Here is a 25994-nt window from a genome sequence, read left to right as displayed (position 1 = left end):
CATCCTTCGCGCGGACTGCTTCCCCATGCTGGATGGCTTCCTGGCGACCGCGACACCTGGTCAACTTGGCTGACCTTCCGCTCGCAGGCTCGAGACGGGATCCGGCTGCCGTCAGCCAGGATGATCGGAACGTGGCTCGCGCTCAGGTGTTTATGGAAGATGGCATCGAAAACTCCGACCATCGCCCGCTTCTGGCGCGGCAGGACCTTGCCCGATAAGGCTGATGCCTATGAGCGGTACAATTACGAGGCCGGCATCAAGCCGCTGATCGAGAAAGCGCTTGGCGTGCAGACCTTTCGCGAGGACACGCCGACGCATTCGGAATTCGTCACCATCTCCTACTGGGAGAGCGTCGAGGCAATGGCGGCCTTCACCGGCGGCGACCCGAAGGATATCCACCATCTCGATCGCGACAAGGAGTTCCTGATCGAATTGCCGAAGGGCGTCCAGATGGTTCGCATCCGCTCCCAGTCATGGCGTGATCGGACAGCGGCAGGATTGAAGGACGTCTGATGTTCGCAGGTTTTGAACCCAGAACCGTAGAGGTGGAGGAGACATCGATCTTTGTCAGGGTCGGTGGAGACGGTCCGCCGCTGTTGCTTCTGCACGGCTTTCCCGAAACGCATGTGATGTGGCGCGACATCGCTGTGGCTCTGGCACCGAACTTCAGCGTGGTTGCGGCCGATCTCAGGGGTTACGGCCAAAGCGGCTGTCCAGCCTCCGTTGCCGATCACGCCGCCTATTCCAAGCGGGCGATGGCGCGTGACATGGTGGCGGTCATGCGTGCGCTCGGCTTCGATCGCTTCATGGTTGCCGGCCATGACCGCGGCGGCCGCGTTGCTTACCGGCTGGCGCTCGACCATCCCGAGACCGTGTCGAAACTCGCCGTGCTCGACATCATCCCGACGGCCGCCGCGTGGGATCGCGCCGATGCCAGGCTGGCGCTCGCCTTCTGGCCGTGGAGCCTGCTTGCCCAGCCCGAACCGCTACCGGAGCGTCTGCTGGCCGCCGCACCCGATGCCGTCGTCGATAACGCGATCGCCGGCTGGGGTTCGGCTCCGGATGCTTTCCCCGCTGAAGTCCGAAAGGCCTATATCGAGGCATTGCGCGATCCCGCCCATCTCCACGCCATCTGTGAGGAATATCGCGCCGCAGCCGGTATAGACCGCGTGCATGATGTAGCGGATCAGGCCGACGGCCGTCGCATAAAATGCCCGCTGCTGGCGCTGTGGAGCGGCGAGGGCGGGTTGCAGAACTGGTATGCGGATGAAGGCGGTCCGCTGGCGATCTGGCGGCAATGGGCCGACAGCGTCGAAGGCGGGCCGGTCAAGGGCGGGCATTTCTTCCCGGAGGAACATCCAGAAGAGACGGCGGCGGCGCTGTCAAAATTCTTCGCGGCGTGAGGGCTCACCTATTGCCCGCCGCGCACCTTGACCACCACGCTCCGCACCGCCAGCACCAGAACGGTGATGATGATCAGGATCACCGAAAGGGCGGCGATCGCCGGGTCGATATTGTCGCGCAGACCCATCCACATCAGCCGCGGCAGCGTGATGGCGTTGACGGAGGTGATGAACAAAGTGACGCCAATTTCTTCCCACGACAGCACAAAGGACAGTAGCGCAGCGGTGACGATGCCGAACTTGATGTTGGGCATGATGATGCGGGTCGCGCGTTCCCACACGCTGGCGCCGAGGCCGCGCGCGGCCAGATCGATCCGGCGGTCGAGCTGGCTGAGCGAGACCAGGATCAGCACCGTGGCGAAAGGCACGGTCATCACCGAATGCGCCATGGCGACGCCGAGCCAGGTGTCGTAGCCGAAGAACGAACTCATGCCCGAGATTGAGGTCAGCAGGAAGTAGAGCGTGATCGCCGAGACCACCGGCGGGACCACCATCGGCAACAGCACGAAGCCGACCAGGGCGGCGGTAAAGCGCGGCTGGAACATCCACACACCAAGGCTGAAGCAGAGAGCCAGCACGGTGGAGATGACGCTTGAGACGATGCCGATGCGGATCGAGAGCAGGATGGCGTCGAGCCAGCGCGGGTCCTCGATCAGCGAGCGGTAGTGGCGCAGCGACAGTGCGCCCGTCGGCATCGCCAGCATGCGGCTCGGCGTCAGCGACACAGGTATGACCGCCAGCAGCGGCAGCAGCAGGAACAGCGCCACCAGCACGGCGAGGGCGAGCGAGACGGGACCGGGGCGATAGGTCGGCATCAGATCAACTGCTTCGGTCTGACATAGCGGAACAGCAGCGCCATCAGCGCGCCGGCGAACAGCACCAGCACGACGCTGATCGCCGCGCCCAGTCCCCAGTCCGGGCTCTGGAAGATCCTGAGATAGATCAATTCGGCGATCATCACGCTGCGGCCGCCGCCGAGGATGGCGGGCGTGACGAAGAAGCCGAGCGAAAAGACGAAGACGATCATCGCCGAGCCGATGATACCGGAGCGCGTCATCGGCACGAACACTGTCCAGAAGGTGCGCATGCGGCTGGAGCCGAGCCCGCGCGCCGCCAGCAGCACGCGTTCGTCGAGGCTTCGCATCGCCGACGCCAGCGGAAACACCGCGAAGGGGATCAGAAAATGCGTCATGCCGACGATGACGCCGAATTCGTTGCGCACCAGTGCCAGCGGCTCGGAGATGAAGCCGATCGATTGCAGCCAGGTGTTGATCAGCCCGCGATTGGAGAGCAGCGCTACCCAGCCGAAGGCGCGCGTCAGCACCGAGATCCAGAAGGGGACGAGAATGCAGAATTCAGCGATCACGCGCTGTGCCGGGCTGCCGCGCACCCATACCATGGTGATCGCATACGCCGCCGCCACCGAAACCACAGTAACGATCAGCGCGATGCGCAGCGTGCGGATGAACACCGACTGCACCAGCGCGTCGGTGGCCAGCGCGCCATACTGGCCGACCCCCGGCGTCGGCAGCGTGACGCTCCATTTGACGACGCCGAGGAACGGCCATGCATAGGCGAGCACAAGGAACAGGAGCAGCGGCGCCATCAACAGCGCCGCGCCCATCCTGTCGGAGAGGATGCCTCTCATCTGGGTCCGATCGTCCCGGCCTGATCAGGCCGAGATGATCTTGGTATATTCGTCGAGCGCTGCCCCGTAATTCTTGGCGTACCAATCCATGTCGAGCGCGATCTGCTTCTTCATGTTTTCGGGATCGACCGGGTTGATGCGCTTCTTGTCGGCGGGGATCAGCGCGTCGGCGGCCGGATTGGCCGGACCCTGTCCGAGCTTGTCGAACATGACCAGCTCCTTTTGCGGATCCTGGGTGCTGGCGATGAACTTCATCGCCGCTTCCTTGCCGCCCGGATTGCCCTTCAGCACGGCGAGCGCGCCGGGCGAGATCAGGCCCTGGTCCCAGATGAACTTGATCTTGCCGCCCGAGTCCTGCTCGATCAGCGAGGCGCGGGTCGACCAGACGATCGCCATCGAGGCCTCGCCATTGAGCAGCACGCTCTGGCTCTCGGCGCCGCCGCCCCAATAGGCCACGACGTTTTCCTTGAAGGCGGCGATCTTGTCATGCGCGCGCTTCAAATCGAGCGGGTAGAGCGAGGCCGGCGCGATGCCGTCGGCGAGCAACGCGGCTTCCCAGCTCGACACGCCCCATTTGTAGAGCGAGCGCTTGCCCGGGAATTTCTTCACGTCGAAGAAATCGGCCATGCCGGTCGGCGCGTCCTTGCCGTATTTCTCCGAGTCATAGGCGATGACATAGGAGAAGAAATAGGTCGAGGCGGCGTATTCCCAGCCGAAGCCTTCGCGCATCTTCTTCTTGTCGACGATGGCGTAGTCGATCGGCTCGAGCGCGCCCTGGGCGCCGAGCGTGATGGCCGAGAACGGGTCGACGTCGACGAGATCCCAGGTCGGCGCGCCGCTCTTGAACTGCGCGGCAATCGCGCCTTCGGTCGGGCCTGAGCCGTCCATCTTGACGGTGATGCCGGTCTCCTTGGTGAAGGCCTGGCCATAGGCTGCGTCGTAAGCGGTCAGCGCGTCGCCGCCCCAATTGACCAGCACCAGTTCCTTGGCCTGCGCGAAGGCGCCGCTCGAGCGCAGCAGCATCGGCGTGCCGGCCAGCACAAAGGCGGCAAGCTGCGTGAATTGCCGGCGCGAAATCTCGCCGCGCGCTGCCCTGGCGGTCAGGCCGTCCATGGCTTGTTTTTTGGTTTCGTTTGTCATGTCAGTTCCCCTTTTTGTTGTTGATAGTTTCGGTGGTTGTGGCGCGCTCCAGATTCTCTGCTGGAAGACTTCGCCGGTTTGGTCCTCATCCTCCGTCCGGAAGGAGGAAACCTTTTTCCGCCGGCCAGGTCAGCCAGACGGAATTGCCTTTGCTCAGCGCCGCGGCCGCGACTTCGTTCGGCACAGACACGGTTACCTTGGCGCCTTGCCGCGTCGTCAGATCGAGCTTGGTTGCGGCGCCGAGATAGGTCGAGCCGACGGCGGTTGCGGCAATGCCGTTCTCGTCGGCGGCTGCTTCGCGCGCGATCGACATATGCTCGGGCCGGATCGCCAATATGGCGTTGCCGTTCACCGCTTCGGCATTGCCGCGCAGCGTGATCGCGCGGTCCTCGCATAGAGCCGTGGCGCCATTGTCGGCGCGTTTCACGCCCTTCAGCGGCAGCATGTTGATCTCGCCCAAAAACTCGGCGACGAAGCGATTGGCCGGCCGGTCGTAGACCTCGTCGGGCGCGCCGACCTGCAGCAATTTGCCGTGGTTGAAGATGGCGACGCGCGACGACAACGCCAGCGCCTCGCTCTGGTCGTGGGTGACGAAGACGAAGGTGGTGCCGGTCTCCTGGTGCAGCCGTTTCATCTCGGCCTGCATCTGGCCACGCAAGCTCTTGTCCAGCGCCGAGAACGGCTCGTCGAGAAGCAGCACGCCTGGCTCGAACACCAAAGCTCGAGCCAACGCCACACGCTGCTGCTGGCCGCCAGAAAGCTGCGCAGGCAGCTTTGTCTCGTGGCCCTTCAGGCCGACGCGCTCGATCATCTCGGCGACGCGGCGCTTGATCTCGGTTGCGGATTTCTTGCGCACCTTGAGGGGGAAGGCGATGTTGGCCTCTACCGACATATGTGGGAACAGCGCATAGCCCTGGAATACCATGCCGGCGGCGCGCTGCTCGGCCGGCCGCTCGGTGATGTCGACGCCGTCGCTGAAAAGCTTGCCCTCGGTCGGCTGCACGAAGCCGGCCAGGATCATCAGGAAAGTGGTCTTGCCCGAGCCGGAGGGACCGAGCAGGGTCAGGAACTCGCCGCGGCCGATGTTGAGCGACAGATTGTCCAGCGCACGGAACGAGCCGAAGCTCTTGCCGATCCCGATTGCCTTGATCTCTGCGGCCCGGCCGGGTTGCTGCATCCTGCCTCTTTCCTTGGTCGTGGCTTGAGCGTAGGGCAGGGCGGCGGCTCACCGCAACCGAATAGTTTTCGCCTGATCGGCAAATTTGATTCACGGGTGGAAGGCTAGTACGGGCTGATCCGGTTCTCCGATAGCTTCGACCGCAGCCACCCCGCAAAGGCCTCCAGCACCGGATGGCTTGCCTTGGCGTGCTCGGACACCAGGAAATACGAGCGCGGCGAGGGGATCGCGATGTCGAAGGGACGCACCAGTCGGCCTTCGCTCAGTGCCCGGCGGCTGGTCAGCTCGTCGCCCATGGCGATGCCCTGGCCGGCGATTGCGGCCGAGAAGACGAGGTTCATGTCCGAGAAGAAGATGCCGCCTTCGGTGTCGGGGTTTTCCACCTTGGACAGCGCCAGCCAGCGCGCCCAGTCCTCGGTGTCGCCGAGGTGCAGGAGGTTGGCGCGCAGCACGTCGGCCGGTTTTGAAAAGCCGCCGACCTTGTTGAGCAAGGTCGGGCTGCAGAGTGGCGTGAACGAAATTTCGCACAGCAACTCGACTGCCCGGTTCGGCCAGTTGCCGACGCCGAAGGCAATGAAGGCATCAGCGTCCGGATTGCTGACATCGTCGAGCCGCCGTGGCGTCAGGATCGACAGCGCCACATCCGGATACATCTGCCGGAACTCGCCGATATGGGTACATAAAAACAGCGAGGCGAAGCCCGGCGTGCAGGAGACGGCGAACGAGCCGCCCACGCCGGTGCCAGCCTGGCGTGTCACCGCGTCGCCAAGCACGGTCAACGCTTTGCGCACATCGGCGGCATAACGCTGGCCGCGCGGGGTGAGCGCCACGCCCTTGCCGATGCGCTCGAGCAGGTCGAAGCCGAGGTCGCGTTCGAGCAGCCGCAGCTGATGGCTGACGGCACTGCGGGTAAGGTGCAGTTCATCGGCGGCGCGCCAGACGCTGCCGTGGCGGGCAAAACTGTCGAGGGCGCGCAGTGCCTGTGTGGAAGGTATTCGCAAGAGGCCTCAGGTGAACCGAATTTGCACGAGCCGGGAAAACATATCACTTTTTGCAAAGCCGCTTCACTGCTTTCTTGAATGGCATGGAGAAACCGGTGACGACCTCGGCGCAAGCCACCGCGCTTGCCTGTGTCGATGGCATCCAGCCGTCGCTGTCGGCGTGGACGCGCACCATTTTCGATTTCGGCGAGACCGCCTGGCGCGAATACCAGTCGGCCGCCTGGTATATCGCGCGGCTGAAGCATGAGGGGTTCTCCGTCGAGGAAGGCTCGGCCGGCATGCCGACCGCCTTCTGCGCCCATTGGACGAACGGTCCCGGTCCGACCATCGGCATGTACGCCGAATATGACGCCGTGCCCGGCAATTGCCAGGATGCGGCAACGGTGAAGCGGCCGCGCCCGGGCCTCGGCAGCGAGGCCGGCGGCCATACCGATCCGCATTCCGGGCTTGGCATCGCCAGCCTCGGCGGCCTTCTGGCCGCCAAAGCGGCAATGCAGCGCCACGGCATCGAGGGCACGTTGCGCTTCACCGGCGAGCCGGCCGAGAAGGTCAGGGGCTCGAAGCCGATCCATGCGGCCAAAGGCTACTATGACAGCCTTGCCGGCATGATCTCCTTCCACCCCTTCTACATGCTGCCGCTCTGCAACACGGCGCGCTGGGACACACACTGCGGCGCGGCCTATGCGATGATCTATCGCTTTATCTGCGACGAACCTGAAAGCTGGGTGCGGGCCGGCGACGGCGCGCCGATCCCGCAGGCGCATTCGGCTGTCAGGGCGCCCGGCGCCAACGATGCGCTGATGACGATGTACATGGCCTCCAAGGCGCTGCGCGATTCCATGCTGCCGCACCAGGGCGGCTGGTCGATCAGCGAGGCGATCCTGACTGCAGGGCAGGCGACCGCCGACAATCTGCCGGCAGGGCTGGCCGAGATCCAGTACATGATCCGGGTGCCGACCCTTGCCATGGCCGAGCAGGTCACATCAGTGCTCGACCGCAATGCGGCGGCGGCCGCCGCCATCAGCGGCTGCCGCTACGAGCGGCACTGGGTGTCGAAGTCACGTCCCGGCCTCGCCAACCACGCCATGGCAGGGATTGCCTATGAAGCGCTGTCCACGGTCGGCCCGCCGCACTGGGATGAGGCGGCGAAGACGATCGCCCGCGAGGTGCAGGTCAATGCCGGCGGCACCGCGACCGAAAACCCGTTCATCGACGAAATGGAGCGATTGATTGCGCCGCGAGAGGCCGAGGCGATCCTGCGCCGCGATTTGCCACCGTCGCAGATCAACTCGACCTCCGACGACTACACCGATATGAGCTGGCACGCGCCGACCGCACGCTTCTATGTCGCCCGCCCGGCGTTGCGCTCCTCAAACGGCCACGCCTATCCGTCCTGGGCGATGAATGCGCTGGGCGGCATCGCCGCCACCATCGATCCGATGGTCATTTGTGCCGCCAAGACGGTGGCGCTTGCCGCCCTTCGCCTGCTCGAGGACAAGACTGCGCGCGATGCGGCGATGGACGAATTCACCACCCGAACCGGTGGCGGCATCGGCGGCTCGAACTGGATCGCGCCGCTTTGCGACTATGACCCGCCGATCAGTTTCCGCTGGCCGGAATATGTCACCACCGCGCGCGGGCGCGACTGGTGGATCCCTTCCGCCGGCACCGATCACCACTGATATCACCACGAGGAGAACCCCATGACCGTCCATGACCGTATCGTCGCCGAACCGTTTTCCTTGCAACGCCGCAATCCCAATGGCGGCACCAAGCCGCTGACTGCCTGGGGGTTCGCCAACGAGACCGACGTGCTGACCGACGTGCTGCTCGGCTCGCCCAATTTCCTGCGGCATCTGTCAACCAGCTCGCTGTCGCGCAAGCACCTGCGCGAGGCGCCGTGCAACGTCCAGATCGCGCAGGCGCAGCACAAGGATCTGGTCGCGGCCTACGAGCATTTCGGCGTCAACATCCACTGGCATGAGCCGACCCCGGAACTGCCGATGCAGGTCTATTCGCGCGACTCCAGCGTCATGACGCCCTATGGCGCCTTCATCACCGCCATGGCCAATTGGTGGCGTCGCGGCGAGAACTATGCCGCCATCCGCACCTACGAAAAACTCGGTATCCCGATCTACGACATGGTCACCGCCGGTACCTTCGAGGGTGGCGACTTCAATGTCATCGAGGAGGGCGTGGTGCTGATCGGCTGCGGCGGCGCCCGCACCCAGGAAGAGGGCGCCCGCCAGGTGCAGGCCTGGTTCGATAAGGAAGGCTGGGAAACCCGGCTAGCCTTCATCGACGAATACTACGTCCATATCGACCTGATGGTGGTGCCGATCGCTGAAAAGCTGACCGCGGTCTGCCTCGCCTGCACCGAGCCCGGCATCGTCGACTGGCTGAAGGGCAAGGGCCATGAGATCATCGACGTGCCGTTCCAGGACACGATGGCGCTCGGCTGCAACTTCATGTCGCTCGGCAAGGACAGGGTGATTGCGCCGACCTCGAGCCAGTCGCTGATCGGCCAGCTCAAGGCGCGGGGCTTCGAGGTCGCGGCGATCGACATGAGCGAGATCTCCAAAACCGGCGGCGGCATCCATTGCATGGCGCAGGCGCTGAAGCGCGAGCCGGCGTAAGGGCGGGAATCTTGACCGGTTAGTGCTATTTCCCCGCATATTTGACAAAGCAGGCCCGGCAATGGAAACATGCACCGACATTTCGAGGAGGGAATCTATGAAAAAAGCCTACGAAAAGCCGAGCCTGGCCAAGGCGGGAAAGCTCGGATCGCTGGTCGCCTCGATCTCATCGAAGCCGGCCCCCTGAGCCGCCGGCCGTTGAAGGCTGAAATTCGGTTGTCTTGGCTTTAGTGACAGCCGGACCGATTATTTGACAGTAGCCCGCCGGCTTGGAACGGCGGGCTTTTTGCTTTGCGCCAGAGCGCTGTCGCGCAAAGCCACCCGCGGCGTCAGCCGGCTAGTCCAGTCTGTCCGAACCTGAATTGAATTTGCGCCGGGCGTTTTCCAGATGCGCCCGCATCGCCTGGCCGGCCGCTTCGGGCTCGTGGCGCTCTATCGCCTCGAACACCGCCTGGTGGCCGGCGAAACTCCTGCGGTTTTCGATCTCCGTATTGGCCACGTGGATGCGCTGGTTGATCAGCCATTCGACCAGCGCCTCATGCGCGGCGAGGAAGATCGGATTGCCGGGGATGACGGTCAGCACGCGATGAAAGGCGACGTCGGTGGTGGCGAAGGCCCGCGCCCGCGCAATGGCGCGTTCGTTTTCGGCCAGGGCTGCGGCCAGCGCGTCGATCTGTTCGCGTGTCGCCACCTCGGCGGCATGGCGGGCGATCGAGACTTCGAGAAACAGCCGCAATTGCTCGAAATGGCCGATGCCGTCGGGCTGATCCATCAGCAGATGCGCCGTACCCGTCAACTGTTCCAGCATGTTCTTCGGCGTCGGCCGCGTCACCTTCGGCCGCTCGCCACTGTTGATGCGCACCAGCCCCATCTTCTCCAGCGCAAACAGTGCCTCGCGCACCGAGGGGCGGCCGACGTCGAACATCGACATCAGGTCGCGCTCTGACGGCAGCGAGGCGCCGACCGGATAGACCTCGTCGCGGATCATCGCCTCCAGGCGGAGACGAACTTCATCCGACAATTTTTTTCGAACCGGCATATTGTGCATGGTGTACCTTTTAAGCTATTAGACCAGTCGCCGCAAGCGATGACTTGGTCGTTAGGTTGACGTGGCCGGACCCGCAAGGCCCGATCTCAAGGGTTGGAGGCAATCGCAACGCGCAGATGGGTCTGGACCCTGTACCGCCCGGAGGAGGGCGCCCCGATATTCGGCCAAGACCGACAAAAGGCCGGCAGGAAGAACGCAAGGGAGGAGAATTCCATGAGACGATTGCTGATGAGCCTTGTGCCGGCTCTGGCCATGATGTTTGCCGCCGGCCTCGCCAAGGCCGCGGATGGCGGTACGTTCCGCTCGGCGATGCGCACCGGCTGCATCGAGATGGGCACGCTGCACACGACTTGCGGCCACAGGCTCGACGAGACGGTTCTGCAGGGCCTTGTCCACATCAAATGGACGGGCGACGGCGTGCAGCCGATGCTGGCCGACAGCTGGAAGACGCCCGACGGAGGCAAGACCTACATCTTCAACCTGCGCCATGACGTCAAATGGCATGACGGCATGCCCTTCACCGCCAAGGATGTGGTGTTCAGCCTCAACCTCTACGCCAACCCCAAGGTCGGCTCGCCCTGGGCGCAGAAGCTTGGCGCGGTCGCCGGCTACAAGGCTTTCCAGGATGGCTCGGCCTCCTCGCTTGCCGGAGTGAAAGCGCTCGATGACATGACCGTCCAGATCGAGCTCGACAGCGCCAAGCCGCTCTGGGTCGAGCTGCAGCTTATCGCCATCAGCATCTTTCCCGAACACATCCTCGGCAAGGTTGCACCCGGCGACATCAAGGGCAACGCCTTCTGGGTCAACCGGGTCGGCACCGGTCCGTTCATCTGGAAGAAATACGAGAGCGACCAGTATGTCGAGGTCGACCGCAACCCCGACTATTTCCTCGGCGCGCCGAAGCTCGACCGCATCATCTACCAGATATACAAGGATGTGCCGCCGATCATCGCGGCGCTCGAGACGCAGGAGGTCGACGCCATGTCCTATGAGGGCGGCGGCGTGCCGATCTCCGAACTGCCGCGTCTGCAGAAGCTCGACTATCTGACGGTGCTGCCGAAATTCTCCGCCGGCCTGCCGACCTATTTGCAGTTCAACCTGGAGAACAAGCGCTTCGCCGACGTGCGGGTGCGCCAGGCGATGCTCTACGCCATCGACCGCAAGGCCATCATCGAGACGATCAAGCAGGGCGCCGGCGAACTCTTGAACACACTGTTCCCGCAGGACTGGGCGCGCGCCAAGGACCTCGAGCCTTACGATTTCAATCCCGACAAGGCCAAGCAGCTGCTGACCGACGCCGGCTGGGACGCCAGCCAGCCGGTCGATTTCATCTACTATTATTCCGACCAGATGAACGTCGACACCGTAACGGCCATCCAGAGCTACCTGGCCGCCGTCGGTGTCAACATCCAGCCGCGCCTGCTCGATCCGGCGGCGATCAACCAGGTCTATGCCGATGGCAGCTTCCAGATGGGTTTCTTCGCCAACGGCATGGGGCTCGATCCCTCGCTCGGCTCGCCGCTGGTGGTCTGCGGCGCCAAGCCGCTCGGCTTTGGCTACTGCAACCCGAAGGTCGACGAACTCTTCAACAAGGGGCTGGAATCGAACGACCGCGCGGTGCGCGCCGTGAGCTACCAGGAGGCCTCGCGCATCCTCAACCAGGAGCTGCCCAAGGCCTGGCTGTGGAACGAAGTGCGGCCGCTCGCCTTCAACAACCGCATCGTTGGCTTGGCCCAGCACTTCAAGCAACAGCCGCTCGTGATCTTCAATCACCCGGTCTACAACGAAATCGAGAAGTGGGAAGTGGCGAAATAGCCGCCGCGCAAACCCTTGCCGATCGTGGAGCTCCGCCGGAGCCTCACGATCCGATGTCTCAGAGCCGCCTTCAGCCATAGGAGAGGCCGGTGCTCAGCTATCTCCTGCGAAAACTGCTGTTCAGCATTCCAGTGCTGTTCGGCGTCACCGTGATCGTCTTTGCCATCGCGCACGCCATGCCGGGCGACGCTGTGCTGGCGATGATCACGGCGGAAGCGCCGTCGAGCGAGCAACTGATCGCCATGCGGCGCGGCGAACTCGGCCTCGACCAGCCGGTCTACATCCAGTACCTCAACTGGATCGGCCAGATCCTGCACGGCAATCTCGGCCGCTCCTTCGTCAACGGCCGCAGCGTCGGCGACATCATCGGCGAGCGGCTGCCGATGACGCTGGAACTGATGGGCGTGGCACTTCTCGTGGCCTTCCTCATCGGCACCACGCTGGGTGTGATCTCAGCGCTGCGGCAATACAAGTTCACCGACTATTCGCTGACGCTCGGTGGTTTCGTCGGCGTCTCGATCCCGGATTTCTTCATGGGCCTGCTGCTGGTCTATGTCTTTGCGCTGGAGCTGCGCTGGCTGCCGTCGTCGGGTATCTCGACCGCCGGCGACAGCTTCTCGCTGCTCGACAATCTCAAGCACCTGATCCTGCCGGCGGCAGCCCTTGCCTTGTTCCGTGCCGCCATCTTCATGCGCTATGCCCGCGCCGGCATGCTCGAAGTGCTGAACCAGAGCTATATGCGCACAGCCAAGGCCAAGGGCTTGCGCCCGAGCACGATCACGCTGCGCCATGGCCTGCGCAACGCACTGATCCCGCTGGTCACCGTCTTCGGTCTCGCACTGCCGACCTTGTTCGGCGGTTCGGTGGTGATCGAGACCATTTTCCAGTGGCCGGGCATCGGCTTGATGTTCATCGATTCCGTGGTGAACCGGGATAGCCCCGTCATCATGGGCTACGTGCTGATCACCGCTATCATCGTCATGCTGGCCAACCTCGCCACAGACCTTGCCTACAGCGTGCTCGACCCCAGGGTGAGCTATGACTGACGCCACCGCCGCCGACATGACGATTACTGCCGGCGCCTCGCGCGGCCTGTGGGGCGAGGCGGCGCGCCGCTTCCTGCAACACCGGCTGGCGACGCTTGGCCTGATCATGCTCGCCATCATCGTGCTTGCCTGTGCGCTGGCGCCGTTGATTGCGCATTACGGGCCGAACGACATCGACCTCAGGGGCCGCAACCAACCGCCCGGCGGCATGCATTGGCTGGGCACCGACGGCACCGGTAGGGATATCTTCGCCCGCATCCTCTATGGCGGCCGCATCTCGCTGACGGTCGGCTTCGTCGCCGTGGCGATCTCGGCGGCGATCGGCATCTTCATCGGCTGCGTCGCCGGCTATTTCGGCGGCAAGGTCGACCTCGTGCTGATGGGCCTCATCGACATGGTACTGACCTTTCCGCGCCTGGTCATCATCATCGCTTTCGTCGCCGTCGTCGGCCCCAGCATTTTCAACACCATGGTGGTGATCGGGCTTCTCAGCTGGCCGTCCATCGCCCGGCTGACGCGTGGCGAGATTCTGGCGCTGCGCAACCAGGAATTCATCCTGGCCGCGCGCTCGCTCGGCACTTCGCCATCGGCCATCATCCTCGAACACATATTGCCCAATGTGCTGAGCCCGATCCTGGTAGCGATCACGCTCGATGTGGCGACCGTCATCCTGCTCGAGGCCTCGCTCTCCTTCCTTGGCCTCGGCGCGCAGGCGCCGGCGGCCAGCTGGGGCAACATGCTGCGCGATGCGCGCACGCTATCGATCCTGGAGAGCCAGCCCTGGATGTGGATCCCGCCAGGCGCCATGATCGCCATGGCCGTGCTCAGCATCAACTTCGTCGGTGACGGCCTGCGCGATGCGCTCGACCCCCAGCACATCATGGGCCGCAAATGATGCGGCCGGATTCATTGTCCAGTGGCCAACTGGCCCATCGTCAGCCTGGTGAACCGCCGGGGCAAGCCCCTGTGCTTTCGGTGCAAGGACTGAGCGTCCAGTTCGGTCCGCAAGGTAGCGCCGTCTACGCCGTCAACGACGTCTCCTTCGAGCTTGCCGAAGGCGAGTCGCTGGCCATTGTCGGCGAGAGCGGTTCAGGAAAATCGGTCACGGTGCAGACGCTGATGGGGCTGATCCGCAAGCCACCCGGCCGCGTCACCGCCGGCCGGGCGCTGTTTCGTGGCCGCGATCTCCTCGCCATGCCCGACAGCGAACTGCGTGAGATACGCGGCCGCGACATCGCCATGATTTTTCAGGACCCGATGTCGTCGCTGAACCCGGTGCTGACCATCGGCCTGCAACTGACCGAGGCGCTGCGCGAGCACCAGGACCTGAGCGAAGCCGAGGCGGAACGCCAGGCGCTCGACATGCTGGAATTGGTTGGCATCGCCAACGGGCCACAGCGCATGCGCGCGTTTCCGCACCAGTTCTCGGGTGGCCAGCTGCAGCGCATCGGCATCGCCATGGCACTGGTTTGCAAGCCCTCGATCCTGATCGCCGATGAGCCGACCACGGCGCTCGACGTCACCATCCAGGCGCAGATCGTCGAGCTGGTCAGCCGCCTGCAAAAACAGCTCGGCATGGCCATCATCTGGATCAGCCATGACCTCAGCCTGGTCGCCGGCTTCGTCGACCGCGTTGCGGTGATGTATGCCGGCTCGATCGTCGAATGCGCGCCGGTCGATGCACTGTTTTCGGCAACGACGCATCCCTATACGATCGGCCTGTTGAATTCGATCCCGTCGCTGACGGCTGATAACACCAGGCTGGTGCCGATCAAGGGCGCGCCGCCCAATGTGACGCTGCCGCCGACCTTCTGCGCATTCGCGCCGCGCTGCGATTATGCCCAGGCACGCTGCCGCGAGCAAAAGCCGCCGCTGGAAACGGCAAACGCTGGCCACACCACCGCCTGCTGGCGCTGGCGGGAGGTCGATCATTTGCCACGGTCACCGGCGGCTGCACCGGTGGTGAAGGCGGTTGGTGCGGCCGGGCAGGAAGCGCTGCTCACTGTCAGCGATCTCAAGGTGCATTTCCCGATCCGGCGCGGCGTGCTGCGGAGGCAGGTCGGTGCGGTACATGCCGTCGACGGCGTCAGCTTCGAGGTGTTGCGCGGCGAAACACTGGCGCTGGTCGGCGAGAGCGGCTGCGGCAAGTCGACGACCGGCCGCGCCGTGCTCGGTCTCGAGCGGCCAAGCGCCGGCAGCATCGTGTTCGAGGGCAGGGATTATGCCGGCGCAACCGGCGAAGAGCTCAAGCAGCACCGCCGCGACATGCAGATGGTGTTTCAGAACCCGTTCGGCTCGCTCAATCCGCGCATGACCGTCGGCCGCATCATCGGGGAGGGCCTGCGTGCGCAGAAGATCGGCACCCGTGCCACGCGCGATATCAGGGTCAGCGAGTTGCTGGCGCTGGTCGGCTTGAGGGAAGCGCTGCGCAACCGCTACCCCTTCGAGCTCTCCGGCGGCCAGCGCCAGCGCGTCGGCATTGCCCGCGCGCTGGCCGCCAATCCGAAATTCATCATCGCCGACGAGCCGATCTCGGCGCTCGATGTCTCGATCCAGGCGCAGATCGTCAACCTGCTCGAGGACCTCAAGTCGCGCCTCGGCCTGACCTATCTGTTTGTCGGCCACGATCTGTCGATGATCCGCTATCTCAGCGATCGTGTCGCAGTGATGTATCTTGGCCGCATCGTCGAGATCGGTACCACGGCGGCGGTGTTCGGCAGCCCGCTGCACCCCTACACGCGCGCGCTGCTGTCGGCCATCCCTGTGCCCGATCCGAAGGCCGGCGGCACGCGCCGGCGCATCGTGCTCGGCGGTGATGTGCCCGATCCGTCGAAGCCGCCGTCCGGCTGTCATTTCCATCCGCGTTGCCCGAAGGCGACCGACATCTGCAGCAAAGAGGATCCGCAACCGCGCGATTTCGGATCGGTCGCGTCAGGCCGGCACCTCGTCGCCTGCCACCATGCCGGCGAGGCGTAATCAATGCGCCCGAGCAAAAGCCGGCTGTCGAAAAAGATCATGCCGATACAACGCCATGGAGCCGGAACCGGAATCAGTGGTTCAGGCGCCGATTTCCCCGAGACAATCCCGACAACACCGAGGACGTAAGCAATGACCAGAGAATTGGCGGGCATGTACGCTGCCTTGATGACCGGCCTCAGCGACGCCGGCGAGTTCGACCCTGAACGCCAGCGCAACATCAACGAGTACGTGCTGCGGCAGGGCCTGGCCGGCCTCTATGTCGGCGGCTCAAGCGGCGAGTCCGGCCTGCTGACGGTGGACGAATTGTTGGCCCAGCAGGAGGTGGTCTTCGCCGGCGCCGCAGGGTCGGGCATCAATCTGATCGCCCATGTCGGCATGCCGAACCTGCGCGATTCCATCCGCCTGGCGCGGCACGCGAAGAAGCTTGGCTATCATGCGCTGTCGGCGCTGCCGCCGCATTCCTATCCTTTCTCGGATGAGGAGGTATTCGGCTATTACCAGGCACTGGCGGCGGCGACCGACCTGCCGCTCATCGTCTACGAAATCCCCTTGCGCACCGGCCGTCCCTTGCCGCTTGCCTTGCTGGTCAGGCTGCTCGATCTCGGCAATGTCGTCGGCATCAAATACACCTCGACCGACCTGTTCAAATATTCGCTGCTGCGCAAGCGGCAGCCGCAAAAGCTGTTCTTCTACGGTTTTGATGAGATCTACGCCGCCGCCGGAATGCTCGGTACCGAGGGCGGCATCGGCACGACCTACAATCTGCTCGGACGGCTCTATGTGGCGATCGACCGGGCGGTCCGTGCCGGCGAACTGGCACGGGCGAAAACCCTGCAGATGGTGTCGCAGGATTTTGTCGAGGCGCTGCTCGAAACCGGCGTGCTGCCGGGTATGAAAGCGGCCTTCCGGGTCATCAGCGTCGATTGCGGCCCGACCCGCGCGCCGATGGCGCCAGCCGTCAAGGACGCCGAAGACCGGATGCGCGCCGTTCTCGCCCGCCCGGCTATCAAGGAATGGCTGGCGTGATCGGCAGCCTTACTCGGTCATCTGCCGGAACTTCGAATGGCAGCTCGAGCAATCCTGCAGGATGAGATGCAGGAGATGCTCAGCCGGCAGTTTGGCGGGGTCGACCTCCACTGCGCCCGGCCGTTTGCCGAGCAGGCTGCCGCCGCCCATTGCCAGACCGGCACCCATGCGCATGTCGTCGGTGATGACTGCCGGTGCGTGCTCGGCCTTGGCGGCGAGAGCGTCGGTCAGCATCCCGATGTGATTTGCCAGCGCCTCGAACTCCGCACGCGCTGGAGCGATCTCCAGCCTGGCCTGCGAAGGTGGCCCCAGCGATGCGCTCCGAAACTCGCCGATCAGGACAGGGCCGGTGCGTGCGCGAAGGGCGTCCGCCGCCGCCTTGAAGGACGCGGCGTCATAGGCTTGTCTGCCGTCGAACATGCCGGCGATGGTTTTCGCCGCCGCCGCCATCTCCTTCATCGACACCTGGCGTGCCGCAACGATCGGTCCGTCGCCGGCAGAGGCGGCCACCGCGAGGGCACAGACCAGCGACAGCAACGCCGCTCCCAGAGCCCATTTCACGGCGCCCATGCTGACCCATCCGTCGACAAGCGCGCAGCGGGACTTCGCCCGCAGGTTGAATTCTTCGGTCGCGATGCCGCTGCTCATCGGTCGATGTCTATCATTGAAGGTGTCCATTTTACTGCGCATAGACCTTCCAGCTGCTGGAAGGTCAACCGCTCGAAACGGCCGATCACCGGGCGATCATCCTGACCTTGCAGAAAACTGACGTAGCGTTTTCTTGACTTGGATCACAAAAACGGGCAGCAAGGCGGGTGAGGGAGAGCATTTTTACCGTGGCGTAGACCATGGAGGGGCTCTTTTTTCGTATCGGGCACCGTGTAATCGGTGGCTGATGGAGGGATTGGTTAACCAACTTTGTCCATCTTTTGATTCAATCGGCAACAGACGCGAAAGGTGCAGGGGGCACCAGCGAACTGTGGATGTCACGGATGCGAGGGTCGCAAGCCTGCATGCCGATTGAGAGTGGTTGTATGGCGTTTTTGCGTTTGAAAGACCGGGGCGACAATCCTGAACGGGATTTGACTTCGAAGAGATCCGGCAAGCGCTGGGTGGTGGTGCCGGCTGTCGGCGCGGCCCTTGCGCTGTGGTCGGTGGCGACCATGGCCGGCCTCTATTCGCTGGGAACCTCGCTCACCGCCGCTTCCAACTCCTTGCCGCAAAGCCTGCTTCTGCCGCGCACGATCACGCTTGCCGATTCACGCCGCAACCTTGCCAATTCGTGGGCGCCGCGGCTTTCTGCGCAAAAATTACAGGCCTCGCTGCTCAGCCAATGCGACGCCGGCTGCGCGCATTCCGCCGCGAGCTTCGCGCATGATGGCAAGATGGCACGGCTGAAGCCGGCTACGCCTGCTGTGGCCGGTGTCGCCATCGCGCCAAACACCAGCATCGCACTCGCCACTTCGCGCGGCATGCGCTTCGACGGCGTGGTGGCCAAGGCAAAGCTGTCGCCGCAAAAGCTGGCTGCCGCCTTCGCCAAGGCCTCGAACGCGCCCTTCATGCTTGCCAGACTTCCAGCGGCTGCCCGTTTCGCCGAAGTGCGCATGCCCGACCAGCATGGGCCGGCCTCGGAGCGCTTTGGGCCGGAAGTGGCTGAAATCGAACGCTCGTCCCGCCTGGCGTTGGCGCTGGCCAACACCTTGCCGGATCAGGGCGCTGACATGCTGGCGCCGCCGCCGGCCGTCGCGGCAATCGTCGGAGCGCAAGATGCTGAGCAGGCCGAGGTTCAGGTCGCCTCGCTGCCGCCGCAGGACGATCTGCCGGACAGCATTGCACTGCCGGGTCGGCGTCCGCGCGCCGAAACCGCTCAGCCTGCCGAGGCGCCCCAGGCAAGCAAGCCGCAGGCAAGCAAACTCCAGGACAGCAAACCCAAGGAAGCCAAGCCACAGGCCGACCGGGCGGCTGAGACTACCGCACCCCAGTCACCGGCCATTGCATCGCCGCGCTCGCCGCGGAGTTCTTCTGAAGTCGCAGCATTGCCGGGCGTGCCAGGCAGCGAGACCATCCGCACCAAGCCGGGCAAGCGGGTGAAGGCACAGTCCGGCGAGATGCTGGCCTATGCTAAACCGGATGTCCCGGGTGGCGGTGTCGGCCGGGCCTTCAAGGATCTGTTCGCCACGCCCGGAATGGGCGGCGGCGTCGCCGTCTACGACATCTCGGCCAAGACCGTCTACATGCCGGATGGTTCGCGGCTGGAGGCGCATTCGGGACTGGGCTCGATGGTCGACCAGCCACGCTTCGTCAACAAGAAGAATGTCGGCCCGACGCCGCCCAACACCTATGATCTGAAGCTGCGCGAATCCCGCTTCCACGGCGTCGAGGCGATCCGTCTCACCCCGGTCGGCGGCGGCAACAAATATGGCCGCGACGGCCTGCTCGCCCACACCTACATGCTGCGCGGCGGCCGTGCCGAATCCAATGGCTGCGTCGTTTTCAAGGACTATGCCCGCTTCCTCTCCGCCTACAAGAAGGGCAAGATCAAGCGTCTCGTCGTCGTGCCGCGGCTTTCGAAGCCGCTGACGCGGGTCGCTCAGGACGGCCGGGGGGCATAGGGCAGTAGGGCAGTAGGGCAGTGAGCGCTCTCTGCCCTTCTTTTTCACCTATTCCCCTACTGCCGTACTGCCCTATTCCCTTTTCCATCTCTGACGGTCTATGACTGATCTCACGGCGGGTCGGCCTGGAATTCCACGAGGTATTAATGACAATACGCGCTGTCGTTTGGGGCGAGAACATCCATGAGCGGACCAATGAGGTGGTCGCCGCCCTCTACCCCGAGGGCATGCATACGACCATCGCCAAGGCGCTGAACACTGACAAGGCGATCTCCGCCTCGACCGCCACACTCGAACAGCCCGAGCATGGCCTGCCGGCCGATCGTCTGGCCGAGACCGACGTGCTGGTCTGGTGGGGCCACAAGGACCATGGCGCCGTTGCCGACGAGGTCGTCGAGCGCGTCGCCCGCCGCGTCTTTGAAGGCATGGGGCTGATCGTTCTGCATTCGGGCCATTTCTCCAAAATCTTCAAGCGGCTGATGGGCACGCCCTGCACGCTGAAATGGCGCGAGGCAGGCGAGCGCGAGCGGCTCTGGGTCACCAGCCCCAGCCACCCCATCGCCGAAGGCGTGGGAGAATATTTCGAGCTCGAGAACGAAGAAATGTATGGCGAGCAGTTCGCCGTGCCGGAGCCGCTGGAGACCGTTTTCATTTCCTGGTTCCAGGGCGGCGAGGTATTCCGCTCCGGGCTGACCTATCGGCGCGGCGCCGGCAACGTCTTCTTCTTCCGCCCGGGCCACGAGACCTATCCGACCTATCACGACGCCACTGTGCACAAGGTGCTGCGCAACGCGGTGAAGTGGGCGCACAACCCGCAAGGTACCAAGTCCGCGATCCTCGATGCGCCGAACGTGCCGGTCGACAAGGCGCTGGAGCCGATCGTCGAGCGCGGCGGCAAGCTGCATGCCTCCGGCGAGGCGGGTTTCCGCTAAAACAAACCCAGGAAAAGGCGCTGCGGCCTCCCCATGGATTTGCCTAGACCGCATTCGTCCCATATGGTTGAATCGAACCAATTGCGCTCGGAGTGTAGAATATGCGGCTTTTGATATTGGGTACCGGCTGGATGGCGCAGGAGCATGCCCGCCGCTTTGGCGCCATCGACGGCGTCGAGATCGTCGGCGCTGTCGATGTCGATGAAAAGCGCGTCGGTGAATTCGCCGACGGCTTCAAGATCCCGAAGCGCTTCACATCCCTGGAGGCAGCGCTCGGCTGGGGCAGCTTCGATGCGGTGGCCAACGTCACGCCGGACCGCATTCACCACCCGACCACCATGGCTCTGATCGCCGCCGGCAAGCCGGTGCTGTGCGAAAAGCCGCTGGCCGAAAACTTCGGCAATGCCAGCGAGATGGCTGACGCCGCCGAAGCCGCCGGCATCGTCAACATGGTCAACCTCACCTATCGCAACGTCGCTCCCCTGCAGAAGGCGCGGCAGATGGTGCTGGCCGGCGAAATCGGCACCGTCCGCCACGTCGAGGCGTCCTATCTGCAGAGCTGGCTGGTGTCGAAATTCTGGGGCGACTGGCGCACCGATCCGAAATGGCTGTGGCGGCTGTCGCGCGGCCACGGTTCCAACGGCGTGTTGGGCGATGTCGGCATCCATATCCTCGATTTCGCCAGCTATGGCGCGGCGCTCGACATCGACCATGTGTTCTGCCGGCTGCGCGCCTTCGACAAGGCGCCGGGCAACCGCATCGGCGAATACGACCTCGACGCCAATGACAGTTTCGCCATGACGATGGATTTTTCCAACGGCGCCTTCGGTGTGGTGCATGCCAGCCGCTGGGCGACCGGCCACATGAACGAATTGCGCCTGCGCATCTATGGCGACAAGGGCGGCATCGAGGTCGTGCACAATCTCGAGGGTTCGGAACTGAAGGCGTGCATCGGCGACGACATCGAGACCGCCAAATGGCAGGTGATCGACGCCGGCACTGTGCCGACCAACTATCAGCGCTTCGTCGATGCCGTCAGGAGCGGCGTGCAGGCCGAACCGTCTTTCCACCACGCCGCCGAACTGCAAAAGGTACTGGATCTGGCTGTCGTGTCGGACGAGAAGCGTACGGAGTTGAGGGCCGGCGCTGACACGCAATAACGTGTCCGAACCGAAGGTCAGCGAAGCGAAAAGCGGAACCCGGTTTCGGAGAAGATCAAAAGATAGAGCCCCATTCCGATTCCATCGGGATGAAACAGGCTCGGGAGGAGCAAGCCATGGTCACGCGCCGCGCGCAATGCCTCTGCGGCCAACTGTCGGCAATCTGTTCGGGCGAACCGGTGCGCATCTCGGTCTGCCATTGCCTGGACTGCAAGCGCCGCACCGGCAGTGCCTTCAGCTACAATGTCCGGTTTGTGGAAGGCGATGTATCGATCGAGGGACGCGCGAAGCAGTTCACACGCATCGGCGATCAGGGCGGCCGCGTCATCTACAGCTTCTGTCCGGGGTGCGGCACCAGCGTCCACTACCGCATCGACACGCAGCCCGGTGTTATCGCGATCCCCGTCGGCGCCTTCGCCGACCCGTCCTTCCCGCCGCCCTTCCAGTCCTTCTACCACGACAGCCGGCGCTGTGACTGGGTCGAGATCAAAGCCGAGCCGCTGGCGACGTTTGATTGAAGCCTCGCTTGTTCGATGAAGCGGAACCGTCCGCACGCTCCGCGCATTTCGGAGCATGGACAAGGCGATTTCCAACACCGACATGGGTGGATCGGGCTGGACGATCAAGCTCGGAGACAGTCCTGTCATCGGTACAGCCATCCACAGCGGCACCGACGTTGGCAGCGCTTCTCGATCGCTCATGTCTCTCTCCGATCCAGACCGGCTTCGGGAAGAAGACCCGTTTACCGATCGCTTCATCGCCGATTTTCCGACCCAGATCATCGTCCATCGATCGCGCTTCCAGGTCGATCTGAACCGCGCGCGCGACGCTGCGATCTACCTGTCCCCGGACCAGTCGTGGGGGCTCAAAGTCTGGCGCGAGCCGCCGGCCGAGGCCATCGTGCAGGAATCTCTCGCCTTTCACGACGCTTTCTACAGCGAGCTGAAGCGTGTCCTCACCGATATCGAGAAGCTCTACGGCCGGTTCGTTCTCATCGACGTCCACAGCTACAATCACCGCCGCGATGGGCCGCAGGCTGCGCCGACGTCTCGCGACCTCGCTCCCGACATCAACATCGGCACGTCTTCCATGGACCGCGAGCGCTGGGCGCCCATCGTCGACGCGTTCATCGAGACGCTTCGCGGCCACCTTCTCAACGGCGGGCCGATCGATGTGCGCGAGAACGTGTCCTTCCAGGGCAAGGGCGAACAGACGCGTTTCGTCCACACCAATTTTCCAGAGACCGGCTGTGCCATCGCGGTGGAGTTCAAGAAGATTTTCATGGACGAATGGAGCGGCGAACCCGACTGGGCAGCAATCGACCAACTGCGCGCCGCCCTTGCGTCGACGATGCCCGTTCTGGTCGGGGCGCTGCGGGCCATGCGATGAATCCCAAGCTTGTCGAGCCCACCTCTCCACTGGTGCAAATCGAAGCGGACCTCGACGCGCTTTTCCGCGACGGCAAGCCGATCCGCCGCGAATTTGGCAACGGCAACCGATTGCACATCGATCGGCCGCTGCCCTTTCTGTGTGTCCATGTCGGGCCGCATCAGGATGCGGCATTCCATACCGTCTCCGCCAACGCCTCCTATCTGGTCGCCGCCGACATCGGGCTCGCCGGCGAGGTCGCGCGGCTGGTGGCGCGAAGGATACGCGATCACTGCGGCGCATTCCTCTTGCTGGACATCGGCGAGTTGGCCGAAGACCGGTTCCTGACCGACGATGTTCCGTTCCTGCCGCCCTTCGAGATTGCGCTGGCGTGCGGCAACACCGCGGCGGAGAATGCGGCACGCAAGCGCTTCGCTGATGCTGCATCCGCGCGCGAAGCCAAATATCGCACGCCCCGCGTCGACGAGCTCAGTCCCACCACACGCGCCGAAGCACGGCTCTGGGATGATCCCGGTGATGTGGCGTGCCTGACGGTGCGCTTCGCACCGATCTACAGGGTGCCCGGCACCAAGCGCGTCTACCCCGAACTCCACGACCTCGTGGTCGCCAACATGGTCGATTCCGCGCTGCAGGCCGTCAGTGCCTTTCTGAAGGCATCAAGCCTGGAACAACCGGCGACCCACCGTTCCCTGGGCCGCCGCGCCTACATCGATGCTGTCGTGCGGGCTGACCGTGCGCTAGACAATGTCGCGTCGACGTTCGATTTTCTCCTTGCGGTCACACCGATCAATGCCGAACTCGCCTGGCGGGAATTTCAGGCTGGCGCATTCGAGCGTGTGCCAACACTGCTTTACCGGCCGCTCGAGCTTGAGGTCGCCAACCAGAAGCGGAAGCTCTATTCGATCTCTCTCGACCATCTCGAAGATACACTCCTGACCCGGCTGCTCTCCGAAAAGCAGCAGGAGCTCGATCTCCAGCTGTCGATGCTGGCGGCACGCGAGACGCCCCGCTTCATCGAACTCGGACGAGCCCTCTATGGCAGCGTCGAGCCGAGCCTGGCGGCGAGGGCGCGCGCCATTCTCGAAAGGCTGCCGCGGTTTGCCTCGGTCGCCCGTCAGACGGGACTGGACGCCGCCACCATTGCCACCGCCGCGCGAGACATGATCGCCGGATACCGCGCCGCCTATTCCGATTTCGATGCTTCCGTCGAGATCCGCGGCGACTTGCCGGCCGGCCTTCTGGTCTCGCGAAACCGGTTGTTGGTGTCGCGCGATACCAACCTTCCACCGGAGCGTCTGGCGGCGCTGCTCAGCCACGAGATCGGTGTTCATCTGCTGACCTATTTCAATGGTGCCGCGCAGGGGCTCGCCATCTTCTGCAGCGGGCTCGCCGGCTATGAAGGCATGCAGGAGGGACTGGCCGTGCTGGCGGAGTATCTGGTCGGTGGCATGACCGCGCCGCGTTTGCGGCTGATCGCGGCGAGAGTGATCGCCTGTCAGGCGATGCTTGATGGCGCAACGTTCGAGGAAGCCTTCCGCCTTCTGCGGGGGGATCTCGATGATCGCGAGGCCTTCAACGTCGTTCTGCGCGTCTATCGCGGCGGCGGCCTTGCAAAAGACGCCATCTATCTGCGCGGCCTGTTGCAGATTCTCGATCACTTGAGGAATGGCGGCAGCCTCACGCCGTTCTGGATGGGCAAGATTTCCGCCGCGCATTTCGGCGCGATCCAGGAACTCAACGCGCGCGGCCTGCTGCGGGCGCCGCGCCTCGAACCTGCGTTCCTCTCTTCCGACGCGGCGCGTCCGCGCCTCAGGAAAGCGATGGCGGGTATAGATCCGATCGATATGGTTGCAACCTGAGGGGGCTCTACAATGCGCATTGCGTTCTTCGTCAATTCCGTTGAAAGCGAGACGCCGGGCTTTACGACGACGGCGTTGGCGCTGGCTGCCGTCCAGCGCGGCCATTCTGTCGTCTATGTCGAGCCGGGCGATTTCATCCTGCGTCCCGATGACAATCTGGCTGTCAGCGTCGCGGTTCTGCCCGATGCTGCCTACAAGACATCAGCCAAGCTTCATGCTGCCCTTCGGGATGCCGCGAAGCAGAAGAAGACTGTCGCTATGAGCGACATCGACATTCTGTTTCTGCGCAACGACCCGTCGCTGGATGGCACCGGCCGGCCATGGGCGGCCAATGCGGGCATCATGTTCGGTCGGCTCGCAGCCGAACGCGGCACGATCGTCGTCAACGATCCGGACGGCCTGGCGCAGGCACAGAGCAAGCTCTATCTGCAGTCCTTTCCCGAAGCGGTCAGGCCGGCGAGCCTGATATCGCGCAGCATCGCCGAGATCCGCGCCTTCATCGACAAACAGCCAAAGGGCTGCATCGTCAAACCGCTGCAAGGGTCCGGCGGCAAGAATGTCTTCCATGTTGCCAAGCCCACCGATTCCAACCTCAACCAGATTTTCGAGGCGGCCAGCGGTGACGGCTATCTCATCGCGCAGGTCTATCTTCCGGAAGCCAAGGCCGGTGACGTGCGTCTGTTCTTGATGAACGGACTGCCGCTGGTGCGCGACGGCAAGTACGCAGCTTTTCGCCGCGTTCCGGCCAAGGGCGACGTCCGCTCCAACATCCATGCCGCCGGAACCGCCCGCAAGGTCAAGGTAACGGCCACCATGCTGGGCATAGCCGAAATGGTGCGCCCCAAATTGATCGGCGACGGCATGTTCCTGGTCGGGCTCGACATCGTCGGCGACAAACTTCTGGAGATCAACGTCTTCACGCCGGGCGGGCTCACCCGGCTCGCCGACATGTACGCGACGGACTTTGCCGCAAGCGTCATCGCTGCCCTGGAAGAGAAGAGGACGCTGCGGCAAGCCTATGGCAAGGCCATGACCAATTCGCGGCTGGCGACGCTGTGAGGGAAGCGGGCATGACGCGACCTTTCAAAGGTGAAGGTGCGCGCATAACTGCTTCTGCCGCGTG

23 protein-coding genes are annotated in these 25994 nt (G+C 63.9%); 16 read left to right on the top strand and 7 right to left on the bottom strand.

The genetic code is table 11. From position 1 onward, the window contains the following. The first annotated feature begins 159 nt into the window (after positions 1–159). Together ACWGTI_RS17370 and ACWGTI_RS17365 are read left to right on the top strand one after the other, a co-directional pair. The gene (locus ACWGTI_RS17370; RefSeq protein ID WP_454588247.1) at positions 160–513 is read left to right on the top strand and encodes an antibiotic biosynthesis monooxygenase family protein; all 354 of its coding nucleotides are present in this window, start codon (positions 160–162) and stop codon (positions 511–513) included. Then, positions 513–1403, top strand: coding sequence for an alpha/beta fold hydrolase (locus tag ACWGTI_RS17365; RefSeq protein WP_454588246.1), 891 nt, complete (start codon positions 513–515; stop codon positions 1401–1403). Before ACWGTI_RS17370 ends, ACWGTI_RS17365 begins: the two co-directional genes overlap by 1 nt. 8 nt (positions 1404–1411) lie before the next feature. Here the strand turns inward: ACWGTI_RS17365 and ACWGTI_RS17360 are convergent, their stop codons facing one another. The 5 genes from ACWGTI_RS17360 to ACWGTI_RS17340 form a co-directional block, all read right to left on the bottom strand. Further along, positions 1412–2218, bottom strand: a complete 807-nt coding sequence (locus ACWGTI_RS17360) for an ABC transporter permease (protein ID WP_454588245.1) — start codon at positions 2216–2218, stop codon at positions 1412–1414. Next, entirely contained in the window at positions 2218–3051 is an 834-nt protein-coding gene (locus tag ACWGTI_RS17355; protein WP_454588244.1) for an ABC transporter permease, read from the bottom strand. The genes ACWGTI_RS17360 and ACWGTI_RS17355 overlap by 1 nt, the downstream gene beginning before the upstream one ends. Before the next feature lie 24 nt (positions 3052–3075). Beyond that, complete coding sequence (locus ACWGTI_RS17350) at positions 3076–4191, bottom strand: ABC transporter substrate-binding protein (RefSeq protein ID WP_454588243.1); 1116 nt, start codon at positions 4189–4191, stop codon at positions 3076–3078. Positions 4192–4276: 85 nt separating this feature from the next. Next, a complete protein-coding gene (locus tag ACWGTI_RS17345) occupies positions 4277–5368 on the bottom strand; it encodes an ABC transporter ATP-binding protein (protein ID WP_454588242.1) in 1092 nt (363 codons plus the stop codon). Positions 5369–5472: 104 nt separating this feature from the next. Next, positions 5473–6369, bottom strand: coding sequence for a LysR substrate-binding domain-containing protein (locus tag ACWGTI_RS17340; RefSeq protein WP_454588241.1), 897 nt, complete (start codon positions 6367–6369; stop codon positions 5473–5475). A gap of 83 nt (positions 6370–6452) precedes the next feature. On the opposite strand from ACWGTI_RS17340, the gene ACWGTI_RS17335 reads away from it, so the two are divergent. Both ACWGTI_RS17335 and ACWGTI_RS17330 read left to right on the top strand, forming a co-directional pair. After that, positions 6453–8051, top strand: a complete 1599-nt coding sequence (locus ACWGTI_RS17335) for an amidohydrolase (protein ID WP_454588240.1) — start codon at positions 6453–6455, stop codon at positions 8049–8051. A gap of 21 nt (positions 8052–8072) precedes the next feature. Further along, on the top strand, positions 8073–9005 hold the full coding sequence (locus tag ACWGTI_RS17330; protein WP_454588239.1) for a dimethylarginine dimethylaminohydrolase family protein: 933 nt from the start codon (positions 8073–8075) through the stop codon (positions 9003–9005). Between the two features lie 337 nt (positions 9006–9342). Here ACWGTI_RS17330 and nanR read toward each other — a convergent pair whose 3' ends face one another. Beyond that, a complete protein-coding gene (nanR, locus tag ACWGTI_RS17325) occupies positions 9343–10044 on the bottom strand; it encodes a transcriptional regulator NanR (protein ID WP_454588238.1) in 702 nt (233 codons plus the stop codon). Between the two features lie 222 nt (positions 10045–10266). Here nanR and ACWGTI_RS17320 point away from each other — a divergent pair, with 222 nt between their 5' ends. From ACWGTI_RS17320 to ACWGTI_RS17300, 5 genes are all read left to right on the top strand, one after another. Further along, positions 10267–11868: an ABC transporter substrate-binding protein gene (locus ACWGTI_RS17320; RefSeq protein ID WP_454588237.1), complete on the top strand. Its 1602-nt coding sequence runs from the start codon at positions 10267–10269 to the stop codon at positions 11866–11868. A gap of 89 nt (positions 11869–11957) precedes the next feature. Next, positions 11958–12914: an ABC transporter permease gene (locus ACWGTI_RS17315; RefSeq protein ID WP_454588236.1), complete on the top strand. Its 957-nt coding sequence runs from the start codon at positions 11958–11960 to the stop codon at positions 12912–12914. After that, a complete protein-coding gene (opp4C, locus tag ACWGTI_RS17310; protein ID WP_454588235.1) occupies positions 12907–13809 on the top strand; it encodes an oligopeptide ABC transporter permease in 903 nt (300 codons plus the stop codon). Before ACWGTI_RS17315 ends, opp4C begins: the two co-directional genes overlap by 8 nt. A gap of 80 nt (positions 13810–13889) precedes the next feature. Beyond that, a complete protein-coding gene (locus ACWGTI_RS17305) occupies positions 13890–15890 on the top strand; it encodes an ABC transporter ATP-binding protein (protein WP_454588234.1) in 2001 nt (666 codons plus the stop codon). Between the two features lie 132 nt (positions 15891–16022). After that, positions 16023–16919 carry a dihydrodipicolinate synthase family protein gene (locus tag ACWGTI_RS17300; RefSeq protein ID WP_454588233.1) on the top strand — a complete coding sequence of 299 codons (897 nt, stop codon included), beginning with the start codon at positions 16023–16025 and terminating at the stop codon, positions 16917–16919. A gap of 9 nt (positions 16920–16928) precedes the next feature. Here ACWGTI_RS17300 and ACWGTI_RS17295 read toward each other — a convergent pair whose 3' ends face one another. Continuing rightward, positions 16929–17567 carry a cytochrome c gene (locus tag ACWGTI_RS17295; RefSeq protein ID WP_454588232.1) on the bottom strand — a complete coding sequence of 213 codons (639 nt, stop codon included), beginning with the start codon at positions 17565–17567 and terminating at the stop codon, positions 16929–16931. Positions 17568–18001: 434 nt separating this feature from the next. Between ACWGTI_RS17295 and ACWGTI_RS17290 the strand changes: the two genes are divergently transcribed. The 7 genes from ACWGTI_RS17290 (at position 18002) to ACWGTI_RS17260 (ending at position 25930) form a co-directional block, all read left to right on the top strand. Beyond that, on the top strand, positions 18002–19531 hold the full coding sequence (locus ACWGTI_RS17290; RefSeq protein ID WP_454588231.1) for a tlde1 domain-containing protein: 1530 nt from the start codon (positions 18002–18004) through the stop codon (positions 19529–19531). Positions 19532–19677: 146 nt separating this feature from the next. Further along, positions 19678–20463 (top strand): ThuA domain-containing protein, encoded by a 786-nt coding sequence (locus ACWGTI_RS17285; protein ID WP_454588230.1) that lies wholly within the window; start codon positions 19678–19680, stop codon positions 20461–20463. Positions 20464–20564: 101 nt separating this feature from the next. Continuing rightward, positions 20565–21623, top strand: a complete 1059-nt coding sequence (locus ACWGTI_RS17280; RefSeq protein WP_454588229.1) for a Gfo/Idh/MocA family protein — start codon at positions 20565–20567, stop codon at positions 21621–21623. Positions 21624–21739: 116 nt separating this feature from the next. After that, positions 21740–22141, top strand: coding sequence for a GFA family protein (locus tag ACWGTI_RS17275; protein WP_454588228.1), 402 nt, complete (start codon positions 21740–21742; stop codon positions 22139–22141). 55 nt (positions 22142–22196) lie between these two features. Beyond that, positions 22197–23012, top strand: a complete 816-nt coding sequence (locus ACWGTI_RS17270; protein WP_454588227.1) for an N-formylglutamate amidohydrolase — start codon at positions 22197–22199, stop codon at positions 23010–23012. Further along, positions 23009–24871, top strand: a complete 1863-nt coding sequence (locus ACWGTI_RS17265; RefSeq protein WP_454588226.1) for a flavohemoglobin expression-modulating QEGLA motif protein — start codon at positions 23009–23011, stop codon at positions 24869–24871. The genes ACWGTI_RS17270 and ACWGTI_RS17265 overlap by 4 nt, the downstream gene beginning before the upstream one ends. Positions 24872–24883: 12 nt before the next feature. Further along, on the top strand, positions 24884–25930 hold the full coding sequence (locus ACWGTI_RS17260) for a glutathione synthetase (protein WP_454588225.1): 1047 nt from the start codon (positions 24884–24886) through the stop codon (positions 25928–25930). Positions 25931–25994 lie beyond the last annotated feature (64 nt).

This window comes from Mesorhizobium sp. ArgA1 (genome assembly GCF_053714375.1).
This window is presented reverse-complemented; position numbering and strand designations above follow the sequence as displayed.

Excerpts from the sequence above, each read along its gene's own strand:
- ACWGTI_RS17260 (WP_454588225.1), top strand. The coding sequence starts at position 24,884 with ATGCGCATTGCGTTCTTCGTCAATTCCGTTGAAAGCGAGACGCCGGGC.
- ACWGTI_RS17360 (WP_454588245.1), bottom strand. The coding sequence starts at position 2,218 with ATGCCGACCTATCGCCCCGGTCCCGTCTCGCTCGCCCTCGCCGTGCTG.
- ACWGTI_RS17280 (WP_454588229.1), top strand. The coding sequence starts at position 20,565 with ATGCGGCTTTTGATATTGGGTACCGGCTGGATGGCGCAGGAGCATGCC.
- ACWGTI_RS17300 (WP_454588233.1), top strand. The coding sequence starts at position 16,023 with ATGACCAGAGAATTGGCGGGCATGTACGCTGCCTTGATGACCGGCCTC.
- ACWGTI_RS17265 (WP_454588226.1), top strand. The coding sequence starts at position 23,009 with ATGAATCCCAAGCTTGTCGAGCCCACCTCTCCACTGGTGCAAATCGAA.
- ACWGTI_RS17335 (WP_454588240.1), top strand. The coding sequence starts at position 6,453 with ATGGAGAAACCGGTGACGACCTCGGCGCAAGCCACCGCGCTTGCCTGT.
- ACWGTI_RS17285 (WP_454588230.1), top strand. The coding sequence starts at position 19,678 with ATGACAATACGCGCTGTCGTTTGGGGCGAGAACATCCATGAGCGGACC.
- ACWGTI_RS17275 (WP_454588228.1), top strand. The coding sequence starts at position 21,740 with ATGGTCACGCGCCGCGCGCAATGCCTCTGCGGCCAACTGTCGGCAATC.
- ACWGTI_RS17350 (WP_454588243.1), bottom strand. The coding sequence starts at position 4,191 with ATGACAAACGAAACCAAAAAACAAGCCATGGACGGCCTGACCGCCAGG.
- ACWGTI_RS17270 (WP_454588227.1), top strand. The coding sequence starts at position 22,197 with ATGGACAAGGCGATTTCCAACACCGACATGGGTGGATCGGGCTGGACG.
- nanR (WP_454588238.1), bottom strand. The coding sequence starts at position 10,044 with ATGCCGGTTCGAAAAAAATTGTCGGATGAAGTTCGTCTCCGCCTGGAG.
- ACWGTI_RS17320 (WP_454588237.1), top strand. The coding sequence starts at position 10,267 with ATGAGACGATTGCTGATGAGCCTTGTGCCGGCTCTGGCCATGATGTTT.
- ACWGTI_RS17365 (WP_454588246.1), top strand. The coding sequence starts at position 513 with ATGTTCGCAGGTTTTGAACCCAGAACCGTAGAGGTGGAGGAGACATCG.
- ACWGTI_RS17295 (WP_454588232.1), bottom strand. The coding sequence starts at position 17,567 with ATGAGCAGCGGCATCGCGACCGAAGAATTCAACCTGCGGGCGAAGTCC.
- ACWGTI_RS17345 (WP_454588242.1), bottom strand. The coding sequence starts at position 5,368 with ATGCAGCAACCCGGCCGGGCCGCAGAGATCAAGGCAATCGGGATCGGC.
- ACWGTI_RS17355 (WP_454588244.1), bottom strand. The coding sequence starts at position 3,051 with ATGAGAGGCATCCTCTCCGACAGGATGGGCGCGGCGCTGTTGATGGCG.
- opp4C (WP_454588235.1), top strand. The coding sequence starts at position 12,907 with ATGACTGACGCCACCGCCGCCGACATGACGATTACTGCCGGCGCCTCG.
- ACWGTI_RS17330 (WP_454588239.1), top strand. The coding sequence starts at position 8,073 with ATGACCGTCCATGACCGTATCGTCGCCGAACCGTTTTCCTTGCAACGC.
- ACWGTI_RS17370 (WP_454588247.1), top strand. The coding sequence starts at position 160 with ATGGCATCGAAAACTCCGACCATCGCCCGCTTCTGGCGCGGCAGGACC.